The organism is Microcystis sp. LE19-10.1B, from assembly GCF_027530565.1.
Lineage (GTDB): Bacteria > Cyanobacteriota > Cyanobacteriia > Cyanobacteriales > Microcystaceae > Microcystis > Microcystis aeruginosa.
The window spans coordinates 1-8,691 of the sequence record NZ_JAPZQM010000519.1 but is presented as its reverse complement, the minus strand read 5'-3'; the positions used below and the strand labels follow the sequence as shown (position 1 = coordinate 8,691).

Sequence of the window (8,691 nt, the reverse complement as noted above, 5' to 3'; positions counted from 1 at the left end):
CTCGGCTGGTGAGAGAGAGTCTATCTTTCTCTAAAAAAATGGAGAATCACGTTGGGGAGCCCTTTGGTATTTTATTCATGACTACAATGCACAGCAAAGCAAAGGATTAAGCCGCCATCACTACTACCGAATCACCACCGGTTTAGAGTGGACCGGCAGATTTAATGGGAGCGAGGGGGACAAATTGACCATTTTTGACCTGTAGAATCAAGTAGCGGCGATCATCAGGATTATTATTCATGTTGCGGACACCATTCTGATCAAATGTAACAGTGCCAGTCATTCCTTCGATAGAAAAATCGTTTCTTAAAACTTGATTTAATGATTCTCGAGCGAATTTTTGTCCTTGTTGGTATAACTGTCGCAAAGCGGTGAGGATAACTTTAGTCGCATCGTAGGCCATGGGAGTGCGCCAAACATTGATCTTATTTTGCCAAAAACTGTGGATATAATTATCTTTTTTGAGATCATACCAAGGCACGGTGATAACTAAATTTTCTACTCCTTGTTTACCTTCTGCAAGGGTGAGATAACTTTGAAAAGTGGGTGAACCTAAAGTTACTAAGTTTAACTGTTGTGCGGGACGTTGCTTAAAGATACTGACGGCTCTTTTCAGATCGTCAATATAGGGAGCAACCATGAGAATATTTACTTGGTATTGAGCGATTTTTTGATAAATTTTCTCTTGATCTAAATTATTTTTTGGTTCGATATTGCAGTCAAAATCTGCATCTTTAATGACTTTTTGAAACTGCTGACCGAGAAGAATGTTTCTATATTTTTGAGCGAAGTTATAATTATCCCCAGAGCGATTATCGTAACAAATTAAATTAGTGGGGTTTTGGATAATTAGCTTGTCAGTTTGTTTGCGGATGTATTCACTTAAGGTTGTGGCAAAAGTTTCCAGATCGGGAACCATCTTATACACATAGCCATTACCGGAGATTTTCGGGGAAAAGCTGGTGGGAGATAGGGCAACAATTTTCCCTTGTACATAGCTATCTTTGGCCGCTTCACTAGCAGCAGAAGCATTATGACCAACCACTGCTATAATTGACGGATCTTTAACAAATTTTTCGGCTCGATCTTTGGCATCTACGGGGCTATTATTATCATTAGCGACCACTACCTGTAGAAAGTGAAAATCGGGGTTGTTGGCCTGTTCATCATTTAACTCCTGTTGCAATAAAGCAATACCTCGTAAAATTTCTTGAGCTATTTCTGGATTATTACCAAGCGGAACACTGGTGGCAATTTTTAAGGGATTTCTGTCTTGATGAGCCGCACGAGCGTTATTATAATAGATGCGAATCTCTGGATTATTGGGCAAGCGATCGAGGGATTTTTTAAAAAGCTGAATTGCTTGTTTATATTCTTTGTTTTTAAAAGCTTGTCTTCCCCGTTCAATACTGTTATCTTGTCGGTTTGTCTTTAATAATATTTCTTCACCTAAGCTAATTTCTGGGTATTTACTAGCATCATCGGAAAATACTCCTCCCCAATATAAAACTGATAAAGTTACCAGAAGACTTAAAATAAATAACAGAGCTTGTTTCCAGCGACTAGATAGACGTAAAGGCCAACTTTGCTCATCATTATTTTGGTGATTTTCCTCCGTATTTTCAGGGGGTAAAGGTAAAATTAACGGTGGTTCTTCAGGATTTTCTATCAAACGAGGCAGTAAAGAAGAACTAGCAGCATCCTTCTCAAATTCATGTAATCTTAATTCTTGTCGAGCGCTTGTTAAGGATTCCTGTAGGGATTTATGTTCAAGAAAATTGGGAAGAAAAACTTCTAGAAATCTCAAAGCAACCCGCACAGCGATGGGTTCTTTCATAACAATAATATGGGGTACTCCGATATTAGCCAACTGACGACCAATACCTAACCCATCGCAGGAGTTACAGATAACAAGTTTTAAGCCTTTTTTAACAGCTATTTCTAGGGAATTTCTTAAATTATGTTCAGGAGATAAAGCCGTATCATTATCAATGATAAAAACTCCATCATGTCCGTCGCTACTGGTTTGACTATGACCTAAATAAACTACAATATCCCATGGATTTTTGATCAACTCATTGTGAATATTTATCGTTGAAAGAGGAACTTCTGAACTGGGACTTAATATTTGTATATAAACCTTATCTGGGTTTCCTAGTGCCGTTTGCAAACTGGATAAACACAGGGAATTATGCTCGTTTTCGATGTCAATATTACCCAAAATTACTAAAACATGAATTGGAGGAGTAAGGTTAATTATCGGAGGATTTCTCTGGATAGTAAGAGCAATTTCCACATCATTCCACCAATCCCGTAAAAAATTCCAACACTCCCAGGGAATTTGTTGTAAATCAAAGTGGGTAGTTTGGATAAAAAATCTTACTTCTGACTCAGTACCTATATGGAACAAGATACGATTTTGTATCGAACTCAGAGAACTGGAATTTAGCCATTCATTTAAGCTATCTTTTAAAGTTTGAGTGGCTTTTCTGAGGTTGTCTCTAGGATCACCTACCGCTGCATGGGTGATCATACTATGAGGAACGGTAATTCCTAAACTGGGTTGACTTTCTACCCAATGATAATAAGCTCGACGATAATTTTGCAAAGCGGCAGCAATGTCAAGGCTCGGGACTAATTTCCCCTCAGCAAAAGGTGCTATCAAGAGATGATTGTCACGAATTTCTAGAGTGACGGAAAATCCCGTTTCAAAACTGCCATCACCAATTTTCAGAATCACAACTCTGCTCATGTCTTTACCCTTGACATTTTCTGCTATCTCTATTAAATCCTAAACTGCTCGGTAATGCTACTGTCCCCTAAACTTAGGTTAACATTAAAGCGATCGTCGGCATCAGCTAGAAAATAAAGCTGTAGATAGCTATCTAAGGGTTTCTCCCTTGCTATTGCTTCTAAACTGGGGATTAATTGGCCTATTTCATCGCTAATTTGCAAAGATAAACCGGGGGGTAGTTTGGCAAAATTGTCCATGGCATAGGCACGAATTAAGACAGCAATTCTCTGGTGACTGGTCGATAAAACTCCCACCATTAAAGCGATTTTATAACCCATTAATTGACTACCCACATCGAGCATTTTGCGGATAGCAGCATTAGGATAATGAGGATCGATATTCCAGAGATATTCGGCCGCTTGCCAGCGAATAGTTTCATCTTGGGTTTGATGTTGCAGTTTTGCTAAAGCTTCCTCTGGGGTTAAATGTTCCGAAAATTCCACCTCTTTTTGACTAGCATACAGTTGTCTAATTTCTCGCTGAATATCTGTCAGAGATTCTCGGCTGCTGATTTTTTCAGCAGCCAACAAAAAACCCGGATTAATTGGACGATAATTGTCGATAGTGCTGAGGATTTCCTGCCATTTTTCGGTAATAATTCCCTGCAACCATTGACTAAGTTTGGTGGGGATTACCTCTAAACGCTGCTGATAAAGTTTTTCTCGCCATTGTTGATTATTCAACAAAGCTAACCACTGCTGACAACTAATATCTAATCTCGGAGAATAGGGTGAAACTTGACCTAACTTTTTAATTAAATTTTCTGCTGTTGCTGGCGATAAGTTTGCTAAAGATTCGAGTTTTCCTTTTTCACTCTCTCCCTCTAAACAACTCTGCCAAAGAATATCTAAATCATCAATTATTTGCTCACTGTCCAAATAATATTGATGGTAAATTGGATCGTATTTTGCGAGACTTTTAACATCTTTTCTGGATATAAAACCCCAGATATTGAGAAATTTTTCTGCTAAATCTACCTGCACCCCTAGATAAAAATCGGCCGCTAAATCGGGAATATCAACCCATTCTTGCTCTATTGTCAATCCCTCAATGTCAATCGCTTGACTGGGAATAGTGGTAACTTTTTTATCTTCAATTTGCCAAGTAAACCCGTTAATAAACTCCCAAAGATACTGATGGTTTTCAGGTATTATTTGAAGGGAACAATCAAGATTATCTTTCAGCCAATTGCTTAGGCATATTTGCACTAAGTAATTAATCAAAGCCTGATTTTTGGCGGTTTGATTAGAGTATTGACCGAGAATCGATCGAGCTTGTTTAATCTCTGTTTCCGAAAAAGTTAGCCAAAGGGATTTCGGGTTAATTTGTTGCAAAATATCGAGGTTGACTTTCATGGTATCTCCTAACAGATTAGATTTGAGTTAAGTAGGACTGACAAAAATATTCCAGATAAGCATCGATCTCTTGTTTTTGCCGAGATTGTAATTTAATCTCATTTAACAAAATAGGACAATCTTTGCCTTCCCTTGCACAGAGTAGCTGATAAATTTTTTTACATAATTGGGTTATTTCTCGACTAATAGTAGATGAGTGAACTCCCAATCGATTAGCGATCTGTGCTTGCGTCATCTTTTGATGATAGTAACAATATACAATCTGTTTAACTTCATCCTCAAGAGTGATTAATAACTTATTAATATCTTCCTGGATTTCTTGCTGTTGTAGTAAATCTTTACTTGGCTTCTTGCTGGGGATATTTTCCCAAAAGTAATTGCTATTATCGTCATAATTAGTAGGCTCAAATTTAGAGTAAGGAGGATCGATATGATTACGCATTATCTCCCCTATTTGATTGAGTTTTGCTTGCACTTCCTCAACGGTGAGAATAACTTGCGGTTGTAACTGCTGTAGGCGATCGATTACTTGTTGCCAATCCTCCTCTTGCCACTTATCCAATGATCTAAGAGAAGCTTTTTTAACCTCTCGAAAACAGTTAAATATTAGCAGATGATTCTCGTTAAAGATACCCGATGTTCGTAAAACTTTTTGAATTTTATTCGCACTAAAAAGACTGACTATACCGAGATTAGTCCTGCCAATCGTTTTATACTCTCCTCGCAGGAAATTATAGAGAGTATTTCTTAATTTTTTATCTGTCCATTTTTCTAAGATTAAGCGAAAAAATCCCGGTTTGGTCTTGTTATCCTGAAAATTACCGTAAAAAATGATTGCCGTAGAAAGCAAATTCAGCAAATAGTAGAAGAGGGTTTCATAATCAGCATCGATCCGATGGCCGACATTTTGATAGACCCTTTGAGTTACCATACAGGAGCGATATTGTAAGAAAACCATCCAATGGGACTTGACTAATTGGTTATTAGGATCATTCTGTAAGCATTGCCACAGATAAAAATACACCGCTTCATCATCGGCCACGCTTCCAGCGATCGCATCGATCAATTTTCTTAATTGTGGCACTTCGCACCAGAAAACTCGATCGCCTTCAATGGCTTTAATAGTAGTATAAAAGTACCTAACGCTCATTTCTATCACCGGCTACAGGTATCTGATATCTGATTAGGTAAAAACCGAGGATTTTCTGCAAGAGTAGCAAACAAATTGAGCGATTGCCTTGCCAAGCGCACCTCTTTCTCTGACAATAGATGAGGGACTGATGAGAAATTATCAGTTATGCTGAGACAGCCTTAGCAAACCAGTACAAGACTCATAAATTCACTCTGAGCTGCCACAAATAGCCGTCATATCAACTTCTAGGACAAAAATTAGGAATGCGAGTAACTTTTACCGAAAATCAGGGTTTTAGAAAGGAATTGAATAAACGGGTTGATGCTTATTTTACCGAAAACGGCATCCCCACCAGAGATAATTTGGCCATGTACCTGAAGACGATCACGATTTTAACTTGGGTAATTGCCGCTTGGCTATTTGTACTTTTTGGTCCGGATATCTGGTGGCTAAAAATTATCGGTTGTCTGGTTTTAGGAGGAGGATTAGCAGGAATCGGTTTTAGCATTGGTCATGATGCAAACCATGGCGGCTATTCTAGTAAAAAATGGGTTAATTCTCTCCTTGGCATGACCTACGATTATATCATCGGTACTTCCAGTTATCTCTGGCGTTTTCGTCATAATTATCTCCATCATACCTACACCAATGTTTTAGGGTACGATGTGGAAATTCACGGCGATGGTATCGTGCGAATGACTCCCCATGCCGAGCATAAATGGTATCATCGTTATCAACATTTATTTATCCCGATTCTCTACGCTATAATTCCTATCTATTGGTCATTCTCCGATGTGCGCTCCATCCTCTTTTGTAATCGTTTTGGCGAGATTAAAATTCCCAATCCTAAACCGATCGATTTATTCGTTTTATTGAGCGGAAAAGTTGTTTATCTCTTTTGGTTTATTGGCATTCCTCTCTTAGTTGGTTATAGTCCCCTAGAAATAGCGATCGGTTTTCTCATTGCTTTTATGACCTATGGAGTGCTTGCCTGTCATGTATTTATGTTAGCTCACGTTTTGGAACCCGCCGAATTTATTCAACCCTCGGCAGCTAACCAAATCGAAGACGAATGGGCAATCTTTCAAGTGCGAACTACCGTAGATTTTGCTCCTAAAAATGCCTTTTTAAATTGGTATTTAGGGGGATTAAATTATCAAGTTGTTCACCATCTTTTTCCGCAAATTTGTCATATTCACTACCCAAAAATTGCCCCAATCTTAGCGGAAGTTTGCCAAGAATTTGGCGTTAATTATGCCGTTTATCCCACCCTGCGAGGTGCTTTAACTTATAATTATCGTTGGCTCAGACAATTAGGCAATAAACAAAGTAATTTCGATCTCAAATTAGCCAGCTAAAATCAGGAGTCAGGAGCCGGGAGACAGGAGGCAGGAGTTGAGAGTTGGAGTTTTAGGGAGTTGGAGTTTTAGGGTTTTGGGGTATTAGTTGAAATTTCCCCACTTCCCCACACCCTACACCCTACACCCTACACCCTACACCCTACACCCTACACCCTACACCCTACACCCCACACCCTACACCCCACACCCTACACCCCACTTCCCCACTTCCCTAACAAAAATGAACCTACCCAACTCGATTACCCTATCACGACTCTTGGGACTGCCATTAATTTTATACTGGTTGCACCAAGGCACAGAAATCGATCGCTGGTTAAGTTTAATTATCTTTCTGATTGCTGCCAGCACCGATTGGCTCGATGGTTATCTAGCGCGAAAATTAAATCAAATCACCGAATTAGGCAAATTTCTCGATCCTTTGGTCGATAAATTACTGGTTCTCGCTCCCCTCTTAGCTCTGATTGAAATGGATTTAATTGCTGCTTGGGGAGTATTTTTGATTCTCGCTCGCGAATTAGCGATCGCTGGTTGGCGCATTAATCCGAATTTAACAGGAAATAGCGACATAAAAGGGGCTAATTGGTGGGGAAAAAGCAAAACAGTCAGCCAAATTGTCGCTATCGCTCTCTTAATCGCTCCCTTGCCTTCTGAATATAATTTAATTGCTCTGGTGGCTTTTTGGCTATCGGTGATATTAACTTTAATTTCTGGTCTGATTTATATCACACCCAGCCAAAAATTAACCCAAAATTGATAAAAACTTAACCATTAGCAATAATTCAGGAAACAAGCCTCGCAAACATGATTGCATTTTTTTTCTTGGTATATAATAATCGGGAGGAAGATTATCAGACTCTTCAAATTCAAACAAATCATTCAAAGGAAAAACCATGCCCACTGTAACTATATCATTCGCTGACTCCACCTCTAGTGTTACTTTCAATCCTAATGTGACTACGTCAGTTGCCGCTTTCCTGAACGCCCATCCTACTGTCCCCATTAGTATATCAGCAACAGGCCTTGCCGACGATAATCTCACTTCCCTGGGCCTTTTAAGTGCGGGCGGCGATACAGTTTGGAGAATAGCCAAAGCAGGCGTTGCTGATAACACAGCAACCCTTTCCAAGTACGGTGGAGGCTTTTCTACGACCCTTTCCCTGCCAGCAGATAGCCTTACCTTTGTTAGAGCTTCGACTGCCGGCACTTATCAACTAACAACCGGCGGTATTACTTTCACGAAAGCGTCGGGTCCGCAAATAGTAAGTACGATCGCACCACTCACCCTCACTGATTCCTATTTCATCACAGGTAGTGCGTTCGACGATAGCCTAGTCGGTGGTGCTGGAAACGATACTTTAGTTGGTGGTGATGGAAAAGATACTTTAGTTGGTGGTGCTGGAACCGATAGCCTAGTCGGTGGTGCTGGTGCTGACAATTTTGTTTTCAACAGTCCCAGCGAAGGATTTGATTGGATCCCGGGTTTTAGCTCCTCTCAAGGTGATGTTATCAATGTTTCCGCCACTGGTTTCGCTGGTGGACTGACTGCTGGTCCTTTGGGTGCTGCACAATTCCGTTCTGGTGCGGGAATCAATAGCGCTGCTACTGCAGCTCAAAGATTTATCTACAATACTGCCAATGGTGCTTTATGGTTTGACGTAGATGGTGTTGGTGGCGCTGGTTCGGTTCGAATCGCAAATCTTCTTGGTATTCCAACCTTCACTGCATCCAATATTGTCGTTATCTAATCTATCCCTGTCCATCCCCTGCGGTGAGTCGGACAATTGTTGATTTTTGCGGGAAAATTAACCACCAGAAATAATCGGTAGGGGTGTGTTAGCTAGGGCTAACACACCCTTATTAGGGTTTGCTGAAAAAGTTTTTCCTGGGGGTAGGAGTCAGGAGTCAGGAGTCAGTAGCCGGTCGTCGGGAGTTTCAGGCTTTGTTGCCCTCTTTTTTTGTACCAGTTTATGTACTACGAGGAGAATAATGCAAGGTTTTTGAATGTCCCAATCCTATTTTCTTGCACTAACATCAGATTTTAACAGGTCA

At 40.0% G+C, this 8,691-nt stretch carries 7 protein-coding genes; 4 read left to right on the top strand and 3 right to left on the bottom strand.

All coding sequences use genetic code 11. The annotated features are described in order from the left end of the window. Nucleotides 1-142 precede the first annotated feature (142 nt). The 3 genes from O9332_RS18585 to O9332_RS18575 are packed head-to-tail and all read right to left on the bottom strand — an operon-like array spanning nucleotide 143 to nucleotide 5,299. Entirely contained in the window at nucleotides 143-2,752 is a 2,610-nt protein-coding gene (locus O9332_RS18585) for an ABC transporter substrate-binding protein (RefSeq protein ID WP_288026798.1), read from the bottom strand. 32 nt (nucleotides 2,753-2,784) lie between these two features. Beyond that, a complete protein-coding gene (locus O9332_RS18580) occupies nucleotides 2,785-4,149 on the bottom strand; it encodes a DUF1822 family protein (RefSeq protein WP_002759361.1) in 1,365 nt (454 codons plus the stop codon). A 16-nt stretch (nucleotides 4,150-4,165) separates the two neighbouring features. After that, the gene (locus O9332_RS18575; RefSeq protein ID WP_002759359.1) at nucleotides 4,166-5,299 is read right to left on the bottom strand and encodes a sigma factor-like helix-turn-helix DNA-binding protein; all 1,134 of its coding nucleotides are present in this window, start codon (nucleotides 5,297-5,299) and stop codon (nucleotides 4,166-4,168) included. 245 nt (nucleotides 5,300-5,544) lie between these two features. On the opposite strand from O9332_RS18575, the gene O9332_RS18570 reads away from it, so the two are divergent. From O9332_RS18570 to O9332_RS18555, 4 genes are all read left to right on the top strand, one after another. Then, the gene (locus tag O9332_RS18570) at nucleotides 5,545-6,639 is read left to right on the top strand and encodes a fatty acid desaturase family protein (RefSeq protein ID WP_288026795.1); all 1,095 of its coding nucleotides are present in this window, start codon (nucleotides 5,545-5,547) and stop codon (nucleotides 6,637-6,639) included. A gap of 223 nt (nucleotides 6,640-6,862) precedes the next feature. Continuing rightward, entirely contained in the window at nucleotides 6,863-7,396 is a 534-nt protein-coding gene (pgsA, locus tag O9332_RS18565) for a CDP-diacylglycerol--glycerol-3-phosphate 3-phosphatidyltransferase (protein WP_002759356.1), read from the top strand. A gap of 136 nt (nucleotides 7,397-7,532) precedes the next feature. Next, nucleotides 7,533-8,387: a calcium-binding protein gene (locus O9332_RS18560; protein WP_002759353.1), complete on the top strand. Its 855-nt coding sequence runs from the start codon at nucleotides 7,533-7,535 to the stop codon at nucleotides 8,385-8,387. Between the two features lie 119 nt (nucleotides 8,388-8,506). Further along, a complete protein-coding gene (locus O9332_RS18555) occupies nucleotides 8,507-8,629 on the top strand; it encodes a hypothetical protein (protein ID WP_288026793.1) in 123 nt (40 codons plus the stop codon). The last annotated feature ends 62 nt before the right edge of the window (nucleotides 8,630-8,691 follow it).